The organism is Dyadobacter sp., from assembly GCF_039919315.1.
In the GTDB taxonomy this organism is placed as follows: domain Bacteria; phylum Bacteroidota; class Bacteroidia; order Cytophagales; family Spirosomataceae; genus Dyadobacter.
In genome coordinates this window covers 231,777-248,627 of sequence record NZ_JBDSFX010000090.1, presented here as the reverse complement: position 1 = coordinate 248,627, position 16,851 = coordinate 231,777, and the positions used below count along the sequence as shown (strand labels likewise).

At 45.3% G+C, this 16,851-nt stretch carries 18 protein-coding genes; 11 read left to right on the top strand and 7 right to left on the bottom strand.

Going from position 1 to position 16,851, the window contains the following annotated elements:
* The first annotated feature begins 10 nt into the window (after positions 1 to 10).
* From ABIO93_RS26705 to ABIO93_RS26695, 3 genes are all read left to right on the top strand, one after another.
* A complete protein-coding gene (locus ABIO93_RS26705; protein ID WP_348073063.1) occupies positions 11 to 451 on the top strand; it encodes an oligosaccharide biosynthesis protein Alg14 in 441 nt (146 codons plus the stop codon).
* Positions 452 to 547: 96 nt separating this feature from the next.
* The gene (locus tag ABIO93_RS26700) at positions 548 to 1,552 is read left to right on the top strand and encodes an acyltransferase (RefSeq protein ID WP_348073062.1); all 1,005 of its coding nucleotides are present in this window, start codon (positions 548 to 550) and stop codon (positions 1,550 to 1,552) included.
* 8 nt (positions 1,553 to 1,560) lie between these two features.
* Positions 1,561 to 2,655, top strand: coding sequence for an acyltransferase (locus ABIO93_RS26695; protein WP_348073061.1), 1,095 nt, complete (start codon positions 1,561 to 1,563; stop codon positions 2,653 to 2,655).
* A gap of 9 nt (positions 2,656 to 2,664) precedes the next feature.
* Here the strand turns inward: ABIO93_RS26695 and ABIO93_RS26690 are convergent, their stop codons facing one another.
* Complete coding sequence (locus ABIO93_RS26690) at positions 2,665 to 3,534, bottom strand: AraC family transcriptional regulator (protein WP_348073060.1); 870 nt, start codon at positions 3,532 to 3,534, stop codon at positions 2,665 to 2,667.
* Positions 3,535 to 3,649: 115 nt separating this feature from the next.
* Here ABIO93_RS26690 and ABIO93_RS26685 point away from each other — a divergent pair, with 115 nt between their 5' ends.
* Both ABIO93_RS26685 and ABIO93_RS26680 read left to right on the top strand, forming a co-directional pair.
* Positions 3,650 to 4,714, top strand: a complete 1,065-nt coding sequence (locus ABIO93_RS26685; protein ID WP_348073059.1) for an SDR family oxidoreductase — start codon at positions 3,650 to 3,652, stop codon at positions 4,712 to 4,714.
* Positions 4,715 to 4,968: 254 nt separating this feature from the next.
* Positions 4,969 to 7,761, top strand: coding sequence for a response regulator (locus ABIO93_RS26680; protein WP_348073058.1), 2,793 nt, complete (start codon positions 4,969 to 4,971; stop codon positions 7,759 to 7,761).
* A gap of 20 nt (positions 7,762 to 7,781) precedes the next feature.
* On the opposite strand, the gene ABIO93_RS26675 is transcribed toward ABIO93_RS26680, so the two are convergent.
* The 3 genes from ABIO93_RS26675 to ABIO93_RS26665 form a co-directional block, all read right to left on the bottom strand.
* Positions 7,782 to 8,606 carry an NAD(P)H-binding protein gene (locus ABIO93_RS26675; RefSeq protein ID WP_348073057.1) on the bottom strand — a complete coding sequence of 275 codons (825 nt, stop codon included), beginning with the start codon at positions 8,604 to 8,606 and terminating at the stop codon, positions 7,782 to 7,784.
* Between the two features lie 92 nt (positions 8,607 to 8,698).
* A complete protein-coding gene (locus tag ABIO93_RS26670) occupies positions 8,699 to 9,466 on the bottom strand; it encodes an AraC family transcriptional regulator (protein WP_348073056.1) in 768 nt (255 codons plus the stop codon).
* Positions 9,467 to 9,694: 228 nt separating this feature from the next.
* Complete coding sequence (locus ABIO93_RS26665; protein WP_348073055.1) at positions 9,695 to 10,021, bottom strand: VOC family protein; 327 nt, start codon at positions 10,019 to 10,021, stop codon at positions 9,695 to 9,697.
* Between the two features lie 118 nt (positions 10,022 to 10,139).
* Here ABIO93_RS26665 and ABIO93_RS26660 point away from each other — a divergent pair, with 118 nt between their 5' ends.
* The gene (locus ABIO93_RS26660; RefSeq protein ID WP_348073054.1) at positions 10,140 to 11,105 is read left to right on the top strand and encodes a helix-turn-helix domain-containing protein; all 966 of its coding nucleotides are present in this window, start codon (positions 10,140 to 10,142) and stop codon (positions 11,103 to 11,105) included.
* 4 nt (positions 11,106 to 11,109) lie between these two features.
* Here ABIO93_RS26660 and ABIO93_RS26655 read toward each other — a convergent pair whose 3' ends face one another.
* Entirely contained in the window at positions 11,110 to 11,772 is a 663-nt protein-coding gene (locus ABIO93_RS26655) for an NAD(P)H-binding protein (protein WP_348073053.1), read from the bottom strand.
* Between the two features lie 201 nt (positions 11,773 to 11,973).
* On the opposite strand from ABIO93_RS26655, the gene ABIO93_RS26650 reads away from it, so the two are divergent.
* Positions 11,974 to 12,417, top strand: a complete 444-nt coding sequence (locus ABIO93_RS26650; RefSeq protein ID WP_348073052.1) for a DoxX family membrane protein — start codon at positions 11,974 to 11,976, stop codon at positions 12,415 to 12,417.
* Between the two features lie 155 nt (positions 12,418 to 12,572).
* Here the strand turns inward: ABIO93_RS26650 and ABIO93_RS26645 are convergent, their stop codons facing one another.
* Entirely contained in the window at positions 12,573 to 13,103 is a 531-nt protein-coding gene (locus ABIO93_RS26645; RefSeq protein WP_348073051.1) for a DinB family protein, read from the bottom strand.
* A 233-nt stretch (positions 13,104 to 13,336) separates the two neighbouring features.
* Here ABIO93_RS26645 and ABIO93_RS26640 point away from each other — a divergent pair, with 233 nt between their 5' ends.
* The 3 genes from ABIO93_RS26640 (at position 13,337) to ABIO93_RS26630 (ending at position 15,863) form a co-directional block, all read left to right on the top strand.
* Positions 13,337 to 14,224: a dienelactone hydrolase family protein gene (locus ABIO93_RS26640; protein WP_348073050.1), complete on the top strand. Its 888-nt coding sequence runs from the start codon at positions 13,337 to 13,339 to the stop codon at positions 14,222 to 14,224.
* 62 nt (positions 14,225 to 14,286) lie between these two features.
* Positions 14,287 to 14,637 carry a YciI family protein gene (locus ABIO93_RS26635; RefSeq protein WP_348073049.1) on the top strand — a complete coding sequence of 117 codons (351 nt, stop codon included), beginning with the start codon at positions 14,287 to 14,289 and terminating at the stop codon, positions 14,635 to 14,637.
* Positions 14,565 to 15,863 (top strand): sigma-70 family RNA polymerase sigma factor, encoded by a 1,299-nt coding sequence (locus ABIO93_RS26630; RefSeq protein ID WP_348073048.1) that lies wholly within the window; start codon positions 14,565 to 14,567, stop codon positions 15,861 to 15,863. Before ABIO93_RS26635 ends, ABIO93_RS26630 begins: the two co-directional genes overlap by 73 nt.
* 27 nt (positions 15,864 to 15,890) lie before the next feature.
* Here the strand turns inward: ABIO93_RS26630 and ABIO93_RS26625 are convergent, their stop codons facing one another.
* Positions 15,891 to 16,280, bottom strand: coding sequence for a hypothetical protein (locus ABIO93_RS26625; protein ID WP_348073047.1), 390 nt, complete (start codon positions 16,278 to 16,280; stop codon positions 15,891 to 15,893).
* Positions 16,281 to 16,386: 106 nt separating this feature from the next.
* Here ABIO93_RS26625 and ABIO93_RS26620 point away from each other — a divergent pair, with 106 nt between their 5' ends.
* Positions 16,387 to 16,800, top strand: a complete 414-nt coding sequence (locus ABIO93_RS26620) for a helix-turn-helix domain-containing protein (protein ID WP_348073046.1) — start codon at positions 16,387 to 16,389, stop codon at positions 16,798 to 16,800.
* Positions 16,801 to 16,851 lie beyond the last annotated feature (51 nt).

The following is a 16,851-nucleotide window of genomic DNA, read 5'->3' as shown; positions in this document are numbered from 1 at the left end:
TCTTACTACTATGAAAATTGCTGCAATTTCTTCCGGAGGTGGTCATTGGATCGAGTTACAACGAATCGCCCCTGCATTTGAGTACCACGAAGTATTCTACATTTCTACGCACAAAAACCTGGGTGAGACTGTGCAGGGCCACAAATTTTACACCATTCCCGATGCGAGCCGTTGGAATAAATTCAAACTTCTCCTGGTTGCCTTTCAAGTACTGAAAGTAATGGTATTGACGAGGCCAGACATCGTAATTTCCACAGGAGCAGCTCCTGGCGTACTAGGCATTTTTGCCGGTAAAATGCTGGGAGCCAAGACAATATGGCTTGACAGTATCGCTAATGTTGAGAAAATGTCATTAAGCGGCAAATTAGCTGTTCACCTGGCCGACCGCGTGTATACCCAATGGCCTTCACTAGCCGATAAGAACATTATGTATGCTGGAAATGTGTTGTGACCTTCTTGCAAAAACCAATCTATTATCCCTCAGCAAGAACATTTTGAAATGAACAACACGATTTCAAATCCTGCTGAAAAAAGTAAAAAAATTGATATGCAAAAGCATCAGCCATTCCTTTCCTATGGTCGCGGATTTGCGATAACTACCATTGTTTTTTTTCATTTCTTACAGCAAATGAGCTTACCCGGATTAATTGCAAGTGCAATTAATCTGGGCGGAGCTGGCGTTCATCTTTTCTTTTTCGCTTCTGGATATGGCTTAATGAACAGCCGTTATTCCAGTGCATTGAATTTTTACAAAGCCAGGTTTCACAAAGTAATCAAGCCGTACTACTACATCATTAGTGGTATATTTTTACTCAACATTTCATTGAATTTATATCACGACGGTTGGGAAAGTTATCTGAGTCATATATTTCTTTTTAAGATGTTTACCTCGCAAATTTCCAGCTTCGGCGGGCAATTCTGGTACATGTCCGCTTTGATCCAGTTTTACATATTCTTCCCGGTGATCAGGGTATTGTTCAACAGGGTGAGTCCCGTTCAGGGATTGCTTGGTGCAACTTTCATCTCGTTGCTTTACAGCGGATGGGTGTTATTCATCGGCCAGGAAGAGACACGGCAGTTTAACAGTTTCTTTCTTCAATTTCTATGGGAATTCGTGCTCGGCATGGCCATTTGCAAAAAGAATGTGCTGCAAAAATTGATCTCCAAAGAGCTGTGGACTTACATATTGATCGCATTAGTTTCGCTCGCGATCATGGGGCTGCTGGTTAAGTATTTTGGGGCTGCCGGTAAAATGTACAATGACTTCTTTTCATTTATTGCATACATCAGTATTTGCATTATTTGTTACCGGATCAATTTACTGTCACGATTATTATTTTATCTCGACGGCATCTCATTCCCGCTTTATCTGACACACGTATTTGTGATCAGTTTCTATTTATCGAAAATATTGATCAATCACCAGATTCGTTTTATTGACCTGCCATTTTTAGCTTTCCTTTCTCTGATCGTTGCCATAGCAGTCAATTTTATTATTACAATGAAAATACCAAGGCGCGTAAAGTTTTATGAAAATGGAAACCCGTCATAACCTATCCTATGGAAAAGAATTTTAAGGTTAACAATTTTGATTTGATCCGGATTTTAGCCGCAATACAAGTTTTAGTTTTGCACTCCATTTATCACCTCAACATCACGGATTCCGCGTGGTTTGCTCCCTGGTCTTTTTTCCCGGGCGTACCCATATTTTACGCACTCAGCGGATACCTGATTTCTGCTTCCTACGAGCGTAGTACCAGCCTGAAACAGTATTTCCGCAACCGTGCATTGCGGATATTCCCCGGTCTTTGGGCCTGCCTGCTTCTTACGGTGCTGGTAACAAGCCTGCTGGGTTTCAATTATATTAACAAGTCTGCCCCTATCTGGCTGATTAGTCAGATGTTTGGCTTCATTTACACGCCCTACTTTTTGGCCGATTTCGGTTTTGGCTCTTACAATGGAAGCCTCTGGACCATCTCCGTTGAATTACAGTTTTATATGATGCTCCCGCTCGTGTACCTGCTGATGGGAAAGAGAAAACAGAGCAACAACATTCTCCTGCTGGTGTTCCTGCTGTTCCTTGCCTTTACATTGGCCACCAAGTTGTGGCTGCCGGGTATGGCGACCGATCATGAAACAAAATTTGAAAAATTGTTGCGTTACTCTTTCCTGCCGCACTTTTACCTGTTCCTGGCCGGCGTAATCATGCAGCGGTTCCAATTCTACAAATCCGAATGGATTCATGGAAAAGGCCTTTACTGGATCATTGGCTACATCGCGGTACAGAGCTTTGTAGCTACCTCGGACATCCCTGCATTATCCGTTTTCTCACTCCTGCTACTCACAGTTTGCGCGATTTCACTGGCCTACACTGGCGACGGACTGGCTCATAAGGTACTGAAAGGCAATGATATCAGCTATGGCGTATACATTTACCATGGTCTGATTTTGAGTCTCCTTGTTTACCTGAAATACATGCAGAGTCCGGTATACCTCGGCGTTGTGCTGGTTGGTGCATTGGTACTGGGTTACCTGTCATGGATTTTTGTTGAAAAACCATTTATGCTGAAAAAGAAGCAGACCATTCATCAGCAAACCCAGTCAGATCCGATGGTCGCAACCATCGCAGATGTGAAGATCAGCGCGGGTAACTGATCCAAATGTTCAGCTATCTGGTTCAATGACACCCAAAAGACTAACCTCGCCCCGATAGCGGGACGGGGCAATATTCCGATGTTTCCTAAAAAATTTGTTGAAATGGCTCAGATCCGTGAAGCCAAACTCGTTGCTTATTTCCTTGATTGACAAGGAGCTGTACTGCAACCGCTTCTCGATCAGCTGTAATTTGTACTGATTAATGTAATCCCGGAGCGTGATACCGGTTTGCTCCCGAAAAAACAGTCCCAGATAATGTTTGCTGTAACCGAAAATTTCCGCCAGATGATCCACCATGATCATTTCCACGGAGTAAATGTGCTGGTGAATGTAGTTAACAATTTCTGTGATTTTCTTCGAATGCTTGGGATGTGTAGGCCTTAGGGCGTAACTCTGGTTGCGTTTTACGATAGATAGCATCGCCTGGATCAGAAAGTAAATGGTCTCGTTCGCTTCACTTTTAGTCTGCGCCCACTCCTCCACCACCAACCTCACGATCCTGTCGAGCTTCCCGATTTCGTCACCCATTTCTTGTAAGGGAGCATTCTGATGTCCCGCCTGAATGAGCAACGCATCAATTTCCTGATTCCATTGCCGCTGCACTTGTATATTTTCAATACTTTTTAAATAGACATTGGTAAATTTCAAAAAAGTAAACTCTGTCTCTGCTTCAATGTGAAAATAATGAAAATCGCAAGGCGCAAGCAGGAACAGGCTTTGACCGTCATAAGGATACTGCATTGCTGATACACAATGAGATCCTTTCCCGCTGTGAATGAAGATCATTTCAAAGTGATTGTGATTGTGGACCGGATGCTGCCACTGCCGCGCCTTAAAGTTCGACACTTTCAGAAACTCATTTTGAATGTACTTTTTCACTGCTCGATCATTTTAATCGTCATCATTCTACCAATTATCCATGCAAATATACAAGTACATTCATTGCTAGTGCCCATACCTTTGTTTCGAACAAATAATAAAGGCGATACAAGTCATGAATGCTAAATCAAACGCTAAAAAAGTAGCCCTCGTTGTAGGCGCACAAGGTGTGATCGGAAAAAATCTGGTGGAATACCTGGCCACTCTTCCTGATTGGGATGTGATAGGATTGTCCAGACGAGGCGGAGCGTCTTCCGATAAAGACCGTTTCATCGCAGTGGATTTATTGAATGCTGAAGATACCCGGCAAAAACTCAGTGACCTCACGGAAATAACCCACATTTTTTACGCCGCATATCAGGACAGACCTTCCTGGAACGACTTGGTGGCACCTAATGTGGCAATGCTCGTCAATGTAGTCGATGCGGTAGAATACGTTGCCGTAAATTTGCAGCATATCAGCCTGATGCAGGGCTACAAAGTGTACGGTGCGCATTTGGGTCCTTTCAAAACTCCTGCCCGCGAAACCGACGCCGGGCATATGCCGCCGGAATTCAATGTGGATCAGCAACAGTTTTTGGAACAGAGGCAACAAGGAAAAGCATGGACCTGGTCAGCGATCCGGCCTTCCGTCGTAGGGGGTTTTGCGTTGGGAAATCCTATGAACCTCGCATTGGTGATAGCGGTGTACGCCTCCATTTCCAAAGAATTGGGGTTGCCGTTGCGCTTTCCCGGCAAGCCCGGTGCCTACGACAAGCTGCTGGAAATGACGGACGCCGGACTACTCGCTCACGCCACATTATGGGCAGCGACGGGAGAAAATACCGCCAACCAGGCTTTCAATATCAACAATGGAGACTTATTCAGATGGAGCGAAATGTGGCCAAAAATAGCCCGTTACTTCGATTTGGAAGTGGCACCTCCCCTACCCATGTCGCTGAATGTGATGATGGAAGATAAAGCGCCGCTCTGGAATGCCATGATGGCGAAGTACGGTTTGAAACACACTTACGAAGAGGTATCGTCCTGGAGTTTTGGCGATTTTGTCTTTTCGTGGGACTACGATATGTTCGCAGACGGCTCCAAATCCCGCAGGCACGGTTTCCATGAATACGTGGATACGGAGAAAATGTTCATGCAGATTTTTGACGATTTGCGGGAACGTAAGGTGATACCGTGAACGGAGAGTATAGCAACCCGCCCCGGCTTGATCAGGGGTAATTTTGTTGCATTCAAGGATAGTCCTGATGCATTCGAGGATCACACTGACTATCTAAAAAAAATAATTAGCTGAAAATAAGATAGTTACACGAATCAAATAATCAGCGGGTGACTCCACTGGAATCAATTACTTGGATTAAAGTTTTATTAACTTGCAAGGAATATCTGTAAAAAAACAGGTGATTGTCAGGTTGCAATCTCCAAGTTCAGGCCATGATGAATGCATTATTAACTGTTTTTAAAGGCATAAAAAACGATGCGGTGATCTGCACTTGCATAGTCTGCCTGCTTTCGCAAAATGCATTTTCCCAGACAATGTCGGTGGAAGCTTTGAAAAGGCAATTAGTAAGCCATTCAGCTAACGATACCACCAAAGTCAATATGCTCAATGCGTTAAGTTCTCAGGAGCAATGGTTTGACTTTCGGGTTTCGCTGGATTACGCACAGAAAGCGCTGGTCATCGCGGAACGTTTGTCCTATCAAAAAGGCGAGGCAGTGGCTAGGTACCGCATCGCGCATTGCTACTGGGCACTCGGGGATAGTGAGCTTGCCATTGACGAGTCCATGCAGGCCGCCGCGATTGCTGAAAAGGAGCATTTGCCGGATATTCTTGCGGAAAGTTACAGAATACTGGCTGTCAATTACCGCGACCAGAAAGAGATTGCCAAAGCCGAAGCATACATTTCCAGGGCGGAAAAAATTTGTATTCAAACCCAAAACTGGGACCTGTTGTCGAGAGTTTATAATCTTTCAGGTGTGATACAATATACCCAAAACCGAAATGACCGCGCGCTGGCCCTTTACAAAAAAGCATTGCTGATTGCCCGGCAGCACCGTATTTCGCCATTGCATTTGTCGCAGGTTTATTCCAACATGGGTGAAATTTATGCCAGGTCACGAAAGAACGATCCGGCTCTGGAATCCTATTATTTCAACAGGGCATTGGAAATCGCAAGGGAAACCCGAAACCGGTCGGCGGAAGCTGCTATTTTGAATAACATTGGCAAAGTCCTGATTCATAAGGGCAGATTTGAAGAAGCTAACCAATATCTAAATCAATCACTTGCGCTTGCCCGACAGCTGAATGTTAAGCGGATCATTAAGAATATCTACCTGTCTCTCATTGACTTAAAGGTTCGCGAAGGCAAGTCGCCGGAAGCGCATGATTACGTTGAAAAATATTACGAAGTCCGCGACAGCCTGCTGAACGAGAAAAAGACCCGACAGATCGTGGAGATGGAGGCTCGTTTTGAAACAGAGAAAAAAGAACAAATGATCCGGTTTTTGGAACAGGAAAAACAGATACAGACGATATGGAAGAATATCTGGATCGTAGGCTCTCTTTTCCTGCTGGCTGCCGTTGTGATCATTTACAGGCTTCAAAAAAACAAAGCACTAAGAGCAAAGCAAATGCTTGACATTCAGACGGAACTGAACAACAAACTGAAAGAAAGCGACGAATTAAAATCCCGTCTTTTTGCCAATATATCACACGAATTCCGTACGCCGCTTTCACTGATACTCGCCCCGGTCGAGGAAATGATCACCTCCCCTTCGCTCCTGGTACCCCACAAAAATGACTTGCGGCTGGTCCGAAGAAACGCCAATCGCTTACTCGATCTGGTAAACCAGTTGCTCGAACTTTCCAAAATCGACGCGGGGAAAATGAAATTGCAGATGCAGGGTGAAGGGTTGTCCGAATTTCTGCATGTATTGACGGCCTCATTCGATTCATTTGCGGAAAACAAGCTGATCCGTTTCAATAAATCCATTCAGGTCCCTTCCGGCGAAGCATGGTTTGATAAGGACAAACTGGAAAAGATTACCAGCAACATGCTGATCAATGCACTGAAATTTACGGGTGCGGGTGGTTCGGTGAATCTCACCATCCACACGATGAATGATGAATGTGACCTGTTTATTCAAGTCGCGGATACTGGAAAAGGCATTCCAGCGGAAGAGCTGCCCCATGTTTTTTCACCATTTTACCAAACCCGGCGTATGGCAGACGACAGTCAGCCCGGTACAGGCCTCGGGCTCACGCTCGTGGGCGAACTCGTGAAGCTTCATAAAGGTAGCATTGACCTGAAAAGCGAGGTCAATGTCGGCACCACCATTTCCGTGATCCTGCCCATTCAAAAAGGAAAGCTGGATTTTGACGAAATAGTAGTCCAGGATCAGCTGCCGCCAGTCGGCGACCAGACCGATTTCGATGATCCGAAAATCGACGAACGGGAAACGTTTAGCAATGTACGTTCCAGCTGCATTTTGATCATTGAGGACAACAAGGAGCTCAGGGAATTCATAGCCTCTTGTTTTGAGGACGATTTCCGAATCATTCAGGCGCAGAATGGCGAGGCAGGGTTCAAATTGGCGGTTGAAAACATTCCCGATCTGATCATTTCCGACGTAATGATGCCCAAAATGGACGGAACGATGCTGACTGAAAAAATCAAGACAGACGACCGTACCAGCCACATACCCGTCATTTTGCTCACCGCTAAGACCGATTCCGACTCCCGCATGGAAGGATTACGGCGCGGGGCCGATGATTACCTGGCCAAACCATTCTCGACCGAAGAACTGCGGGTTCGGGTAGCCAATCTCATCGAACTAAGAAAAAAACTCGCGGCGAAATACCGCAAAAATCTGCTCGCACCGAGAGAAACAGGCATAGTACCGTCCTCGGACGAGAAGTTTGTATCAAGCATGATCGCTTCCATCGAGCTGCATTTGAGCGAGCCGGGGTTTGGTGTGGAGCAGCTGGCCGATGAAATGTGCCTCAGCCGGACGCAATTATTTCGAAAAGTAAAAGCATTGCTCGAAGTCTCGCCCAACGAGCTCATTAGCGATATCCGGTTGCAGCGCGCCGCTGAAATGATACGCCTGAAAGCCGACTCGCTTTCGCAAATCGGCTATGCAGTCGGGTATAGTGAGCAGTCCTACTTCGCCAAGCGTTTTCGCAAAAAATTCGGCGTGTCGCCAAGCGAGTATACTAATCCATAAAGGGCAGTGCTGTCAGCGCGTTACGCCTCCAATGGCACCCAAGCTCCACCCGCCGCGGCTAGCTTCGCGAATTCACTAAAATCCGTTGGCTTTCTGCCCAGCGCCTCTTCTACTCCATGGCTAATAGATGCATTGCGTCCGTCCAGGACTTCGACGAACAGATAACTCAGAAATTCGATCACATCCTGAGGAACTTCGTAAGTAGTGAGCATGGCTGTGTATTCCTCCATCGAAACTTCCTGAAAAACAATTTCCCTGCCCGAAGCATCCGCTATTTCGGAAATGGCCTGCTTGAATGTCAGTAGTCGCGGGCCTGTCACTTCGTAAATTTTGCCGTTGTGACTGTCATCCGTCAGTGCCGCTGTTACCACGTCCGCAATGTCGTCGGTATCAATGAATGGTTCTCCGACGTCGCCCACGGGTAGCGCCACATAGCCAGCCCGAACGGATTCCAAAAGATATCCCTCATTAAAATTTTGGTTAAACCAGCTGGCTCTCACCACCGTCCAGTCGAGACCGGAATCTGCTACGATTTGTTCACAAAGCTGTGCTTCCGGTTCGCCGCGGCCCGACAGAAGTACCAGTTTTTTCACGCCACTTTTGGCTGCCAGGGCAACAAGTGCCTGAATTGCTTCTACCGAGCCTGGTACTGCGAGATCGGGTTGAAATGTAATATATACCTGGCTGATTTCGTGCAGCGCCTCTTTCCAGGAATCTTTATTTTCCCAGTCGAAACCAGGTATGTTTGATCTTGAACCAATCCTGACCGGCAGTCCCAGATCTGTAAGACGTTGAACTACCTTTCTGCCTGTTTTTCCTGTTCCACCTATTACCAGTGTTTTCATGTTGCTAATTGTTTTGATTTGTGTTTTATTTTAATCAAAACTACTGCTGCTCATGTCGGCATAATTGGACAAAACCGCCAGTTGTAAAATTTCTATTTTATTTTTCTGGCCTGATGCTCACGTGGGGTGGTATTGGTAAATTCTTTGAATGTCCTGACGAAATGGGACTGGTCAGCATAGCCATTTTCATAAGCGATATCCGACAGTTTTTCGTAGTTGCCTTTTTCGAGCTGCTTAATGGACGAGTCAAATCTGCATATTTTGGAAAACAGCTTCGGCGTGATACCTACGTGTTGTGAAAATCTTCTTTCAAATGTCCGCTCTGATATTTTAAATACCCGCTGCACTTCCCGCATGGGTTTTTCTCCTTTTGAATCCATAATAAAACGTGTCGCACGCTCCACCAAAGAATCCTTGCTTGCTGTACTGGCCAGCGACCCGATAAATGCCTCCATGATTTTGATCTGCTCCTCCATGTTTCCGGCCGCCATTAACTGCGTACCGGTTTCCTTGGCAAATGCCGAAAACTGGTTCATATCCATGCAAGTATCTGTGAGATCAATCGCATTGACGCCGAACAATGTGTTGATCACATGGGGATGCAGAATGAACACGACGATCTTGTAGCTTCCTTTGGCCGTGATTTCAATCGGTTTGACGGTCTGTCCATACAAAAAGAAGGTCGATAACTCCTGATCATCGATAAAAACGCCCGATTGTGACTGGGAAAACATCAGGCCCGGGCAGCCATCGGCAAAGAATTTCAGGGAATGGTCGGCGTTCTCAAAATCATGATTTTCCAGCGTCCAGATATTCTTGACGTACCGGGTAAGGAGCGATTGCTTGATGACAGGTTCCATATTTTAAGTATTTCAAACAAAAATATCACGCATCACTCACAAAAAATTGAACAAAACCGACATCAAGAAAACCTGACCGTGCTTTTTGCAGCCATTAAATTGATCAAAATTTCTCAAAATGATTACATAGCCACCAAAATAATCTGGCTGGGAGGGTGCAGCATTTTCCCGGGTGAGTTGTCATTGCGATACGAAAATACTGTTGCAACAACCAGGCCGGTGAACCTGCTACTTTTGATGCAGGCACAATCCGTTTCCATCGAGGTCTTTCAACCAGGCGAATTTGCCCCAGGGGGTATCGTCAATTTTACCGACATCAATACCTTTTGCTTTTAAGTCTCCGGCCTCCTTTTCAATGTCATCGGTTTCGAAAATTATTCCGTGGAAACTCGCAAGGGAAATAGTAGTACCTCCGCCGGGTAATCCCAGCTGAATCCACATCTGGCCGTGTGCGTTGGGTGCCTCCATAATGAGCTCAAAACCCAGTTGAATGTAAAATTCTTTGGCTTTTTGCTGATCCTTCACCGGGATCATGATGATTTCTGTGTTTTTCATGATTTAATTTTTAGATTTTTTCCGATGTAAAACTATTGTTAAAATCGCAGGCCGATACACGGTAATTCCGACATTCTTACGTATTGATTGCGACACGACATTACGATACATTTGTTTCATGAAGCACATATCGATTCTTGCATTGAAGGACGCGACGATCACGTCCATTGACAGTAGTTATCAGATACTTAACCGTGTCAATGACTTTTTGCGCTACCAGGGAAAAGCGCCTTTTTATACGGTCGAAATCGTCGGACTGGAAAAGAATGTGCAGCTCGATCACGGTCTCTATAATATCAATGTAAGTAACACCATCAGCGACATCCGGAAAACTGACGTGATCGTAATACCGCTGTTATGCGGCGATTTTACAAAGGCTTTGAAAACCAATGAAGGGTATGTCGACTGGCTGATTTCACAATATCACAATGGTGCCGAGATCGTCAGTTTGTGCGTAGGCTCATTTTTCCTCGCCTCGACCGGTCTGCTGAAAAACAGAAAATGCGCGATACACTGGGCCGCTCGAAACGATTTCGAGGTCATGTTCCCCGAGGTGCATTTGATTAATGATACCATTATTACCGATGAAAACGGGATCTATACTTGCGGCGGTGGGTACTCCTACTTGAATTTGCTTTTATACATCATTGAAAAACACCACGGTCGGGAAATGTCGATACTGGCTTCCAAAATGTTTGAAATTGACATTGAAAGAAAAAGCCAGAACCCGTTCATGATTTTTATGGGTCAAAAAAAGCACGGCGATAAGGAGGTACTGAGCTCACAGGAATGGATTGAAAATAATCCGACCGAGACATTCACAGTGGACGAGATATGCGCCAAAATGGCTGTCGGCAGGAGGACATTCGAAAGACGGTTCAAAAAATGCACTGGCAATTCCGTGGCCGAATACATTCAAAGGGTAAAAGTAGAATATACCAAAAAGCAACTCGAATCGGGCCGGAAGACGGTCAACGAGATCATATATGATGTGGGTTACAACAATATAGACGCTTTCCGAAAGGTGTTTAAAAAGCACACGGACCTTTCGCCGCTGGACTATCGGAAGAAGTATAGTGCGTGACAACTCACAATTCCATCATTTCCTTCCATTCATAAATCTTCACTTTGGCGGCCGGTTTTTTCGCGGCGGCGATCATGGCTTTCGCGATGTCCTTACCTTCTATTCCCCTGTATTTCTGTACCCTACCTACGAAGACCGGATTGATGAATGTGAACAATTTGATGAAAAATATTTCCAGTGGCCGGCTTTCCTTGCGACTCCCCATGATCATGGATGGCCGGAAAATGTGCGTATGCGCCAGATTTTGAGCGATAATGTCACGTTCCGTTTCACCTTTGGTTCTGATATAAAAAACACTTGAATCCGCATCTGCGCCAACTGACGACACTAAAAATACAGATTTCGCTCCTTTTTCCCTTGCGATTTGGGCTGCCAGAACCGGATAGTCATGGTCTACCTGGTAATAAATTTTCTGATCCGGCGTGTTTTTCTTGGTAGTACCCAATGCGATAAATACCTCATCTGCAACGATTTCGCCTTTCAATGATGGTAGGGAATGATAATCGCCGATCAGCGTTTTCAATTTGGGGTGAGTCTTATTCAAACTCTTGCGAACTACAATCGTCACCTGATCATAATCGGGATCATTCAACAACCCTTCCAGCAGATACGAGCCGACAAAGCCGCTCGCCCCGAACAAAATTGCTTTTTTTCCTTGCGTGTCCATGCTCATAGTTGCTTGTGGGGTTAGTAATGCCGGGGGAACGAAGTTACTTCTACAATCACGCCCAGCTTACATTCAGTTCCCTGGCAACTGATTTCCAGGCAATTATTTACAGATCAGGAGCAATGGACCATTTGAAATCCATAGATTGGCACCCAAATCTCTGAAATGCCGGTCTATCTTTGGTTTCTAAAATTTGAACAAATGAAAAATGCATCGGGTATTGCCCAATTGACTTTACGACTGGCCCTGGGAGTTGGATTTTTATTGCCTGTCATGGATCGGCTGGGTATGCTCGGAGCACCTGGTTCACCCGGGGTTGGGTGGGGTGACTGGAAACATTTTATTGATTATACCAATACACTCATCCCTTTCGCAAGCCGGTCGGTTGCCGATGTCATGGGGCTTTTCGCGACCATTGCAGAATTCGTATTCGGAATTTTCCTGATCATCGGACTGAAAATCAAATACATCGCTTTGGGTGCCGCTATTCTGACCTTATCGTTCGGCCTATGTATGGCTATTTTCGTAGGTATCGGAGCACCGTTCGACTATCCGGTTTTTGTATTTACAGGCGGTGCATTGGTTCTCTCCGGACTTGACCGTCACAAATGGAGTATCGATGATTATTTCGCCGGGAAAAAGTAACATTTAAAAATTCATCATTCCAGCCTCCCCGGGCCTTCTATTTTCTTAAATGGCTTAGTAAAGAAATCAGCGACTATTTTGTTGAATTCCTGACTGTGATATATCAATGTCGAATGTCCTGAGCCAGGTAGTATCCAAAGGTGCGAATTAGGGAGTCATTTAACCGGAAAATGGTTGCTACCTTCTGCCAGCGCTTTTTCAACTCTTGCTTTTTGTCGTAAATGATGACGGAAATGCATTTCCGCAAACTGAAACCAATCTCTCGCACTGAAAAATCCCAACCCCGGATGCCGGGTCTTGCCGTTAAAACTGCTGGCCGCGATCAACTTACCAAGGTCTTCAATCTGACTCCGCAGGTCAGCGAGCCTACTTATCAGGTATTCCTTACTTTCAGGCTGAGTAACCAGCGCATTGGTTGGCGGCCCCTCGATCAATTCGTCGGGAAAGCTATTGTTGAGAAACATTTCACGACCGCCAGGAAGCATCTTTTCGTCAGCATTTTCATCATTGGAAGCACAGATCCTTACCTGGTCAAAGAAAAATCCGGATTCCCGGATCAGGTGCATATAGATCTGCCCCAGCGACCAGCGACCGGGAATGGGTCTGGCCGTCAACTCAGCGAAACTGTACCGGTTCAGTGCCTCGGTCCAGATAGCTATTGTATCGTTAAAATCTTTGACTATCATTTAATTGCCAGTAAGATGTATCACATTATTCTTAATGCAAACTTAGCCAACATCCTGTTCTTGTCGGGCGGCTGTTAATGCCATATTTGGGTGGTGTTTGTGCCAAATTCCAGCTAATGGTTGTGCAATTGAACTCAGTTTGAGTATCCGTTCCATTTTCCGGGCTTTTACTAGCGCACAGTTTTTATGCACCTCTCGCGGAGACATCTAACCAATTTATAACACTTATTACTATGAGCGAAATTAAAAAAGAGGATATTAAACAAGAGGTTTTTGATCTCTACGACGACTATGCCCACAACCGGCTTGAAAGGCGGGATTTCATGCAAAAACTATCCACCTATGCTGTGGGAGGTATTACGATAGCATCATTGATGAGCTTTCTGATGCCCGACTACCATGGTGCAATCCAGGTACAGGCCAACGATCCGCGACTCAAATCAGACTATGTTACCTATGAATCCCCAAAAGGCGGCGGCAAGATCAAAGCCCTACTATCAGAGCCTGCGGATGCAAAAGGCAAGCTGGGCGGCATTGTGATCGTTCACGAAAACCGTGGTTTAAACCCGCATATTGAGGATGTTGCCCGTAGAGCGGCACTGGCTGGTTTTATTTCCATTGCCCCGGATGCATTAACTCCCCTGGGAGGCTATCCCGGTAATGACGACGACGGGCGAACCATGCAAAGCAAACGCGACCGAAATGAAATGCTTGAAGATTTCATCGCCGGATTCGATTACTTAAAAAATCATAAAGATTGTAATGGAAAAATTGGTGTAGTTGGCTTTTGCTTTGGAGGCTGGATCGCCAACATGATGGCAGTACGCATTCCCGATCTGGCAGCAGCCGTGCCATTTTATGGAGGCCAGCCCGCTGTGGAAGACGTCCCCAAAATAAAGGCGCCGCTCCTCGTGCAATATGCCGGACTGGACACGCGGGTGAACGAAGGCTGGCCCGCGTATGAGGCTGCATTGAAGGCCAACAAAAAAGAGTACGTTGCCTACACCTATCCCGAAGTAAACCACGGTTTTCACAACGACACAACGCCGCGTTACGACAAACCGGCTGCCGAACTTGCCTGGAAACGCACCATTGATTTTTTTAGTGAGAAGTTGAAATAAAAAAATTTGATCTTTTTGTCCGGAAAAGTATCGCCCGATGTACTATATGAGAAAAAAACATCATGAAAAAATTCCTATTGCTTGTCCGCGAGGACATTGACCGGCTTTCCAACATGACGGAAGAAGAAATACAGCAAGACATTGCGGAAATGAGCAGCTGGGTAGAAGAACTGGTGAAATTCGACAGCTTTATTTCGGGCGAGCCTTTGGAAAATGACTATAAAATGGTCGGAACGCGGGTATGGACAGACGGGCCATTTTTTGATTCAAAAGAAGGGATTAGTGGCTACATTATGATCCAGGCCGAAAATCTTGACCAGGCGGCTGAGATTGCAGCGCAATGCCCCCACATCATTCGGGGCAAGATCAGCATAGAAGTACGTCCGATTATGGAGATTTCGCAGGAATCGTGAGCGACGATCTCTCCTCATTGCTTTCTCAACTGTACCGCAATCATTTTGGCAAAATGGTTGCGGTTTTGATGTATCACACCGGCATCAAAGACATCGCGGCTGCGGAGGATATTGTGCAGGAAGCATTTGCAATAGCTTCGGATAAATGGCAGAAAAATGTCCCGGACCAACCTGGGGCCTGGTTATATAAAACGATCAGAAACATTGCTTACAATGGTCTGAAAAAGGAACAGCGAAAACAGGTACTCGAAGATGACTACATTGATTCTGACACACAACCGACTGACGATCAGGATGTACTCAGGGTATTGTTTGCCTGCCTCCAACCAGCTTTTCCGCCGAAGGTACAGCTGGTGATCGTATTGCGATATGTTTGTGGTTTACGTGTCAAACGCATTGCTGCATTATTGGCTTCGAACGAGGACAATATATCCAAAATCCTCTATCGCTGGCGTGCACAGCATACATCTGAAAGTTTCGTACTGACAGAAACGACACAAAATCCTGACGAGCAAAAGATAAGAATGGCGATTAAGATTTTATACGTCATGTTTACCGAGGGTTATCAGCTATCCGAGGACGGCCATCTTGCTGACGAAGCACTGTGCGAAGACGCGCTAAGCTTGCTGCAGGAAATGATGAAAATGGGCATTGTTGCCAATGGAGAAGTGAAAGCATTGTATGCATTGCTGTTATATAACCTGGCCAGAGCGGATTCGAGGACTAATCAGCTCGATGAACTAACTGTCCTCGCCGAACAAGACCGTACCTGCTGGAACCAGGAAATGATCGCCGTGGCGAACCATTATCTTCTCCATTCTCAAAAGGAATCATCGGCACCAAGTGCCTATCAACTCGAAGCGGCAATCGCTTACAAGCATACGTTAGCGGTGAGTTTTGAAGAAACGGATTGGCATGGGATAGCCCGTTTGTATGAAAAGCTTGTATTAGCTAACCCGTCGCCTTTCACAAAACTAAGCCAGGCGGCAGCGTTATATTTTGGTGGAGATGAGGCAGGTGCAATCAAAATCCTGAATCAATTAAATGCAAATCCGTTTTTTCAAAACTATCATTTAATCCATTGTTTTTGGGCCAAAATATACCACGATAAGAACGCTAATGAGAACGCAATGAACCGTTATAAAAAAGCGCTGACCTGCCAGATCAACGCTTTTGAGAAGAAGTTTATAGAAAAGGAAATAGAGACGTTGTCTAATTTGCGGTAATGTTGTATTTATCTGTACCAGTGCAGATTAAGCGACTGGTTTTGGAATATTTTTATCAAAAGTCAATGTATCAAAGTAAATGGTGAGCGAATCCAGTTTCCCATTTTTAGCCGTCCAGATTTCCGACACATTACCATTCATAGCAGCTCCATTTGGAAACAGGTAGTCGTAATTTCCAATGACACAGGCATTTTCGCCTTCAATAATCATATTCCGGACCCGCATCGATTTAAACACACGAGAAAATCGCTTGATAACTTCAATGTACGCAGCTTTTCCAACCGTCGGTACTGTCTGGGTCATGTCGCCGCCGCTATATTTAAAATCCGCGGCAATCACTTCCTCCCAGCCCTGCTTCTGAGCAAAACCTGAATAATACGTTTCTAGGAGTTCTCTGATTGATTTTTCGTTTTCCATTGTGCTGATTTTTTGTGTTAACAATGACTATATTTGTTATTGCAATTTGCAAGCACTAATATACGAAGCTATTGCACAATGCAAGTACTTTATTGAAATAAATCGCATGGAAAAGACAAGGTCGGATTGTCCCATCAGTTGTTCGCTGGATGTTTTTGGAGACAAATGGTCGCTGCTGATCATCAGGGACATTATGCTCAGAGGCAAGTTATCTTACAGCGAATTCCTGCAATCGGAGGAAAAGATTGCGACTAATATTCTTGTAAACCGGCTGAGCGTCCTCGAAGCAGAGCAGATTTTAACGAAGCAGGTTTCGGCAACCAACAAGTCGAAATTCATTTACAGTCTTACCGAAAAAGGCATTGACCTGCTTCCGATTGTCTTTGAAATAATGGATTGGGGCGCGAAGTATAATGCGCAATGTCCTCGCAAAGAAATCGGGCAGAGACTTAAAACGGAGAAAGCTGAGGTAATTAAGGAGTATCTGGATAAGTTAAAAAAACAATTGCCTGCAAAGTGATATAAGAAGATAGGCAGGCATTGATCCGAAGTGCCGAAAACAGCGTAAGTG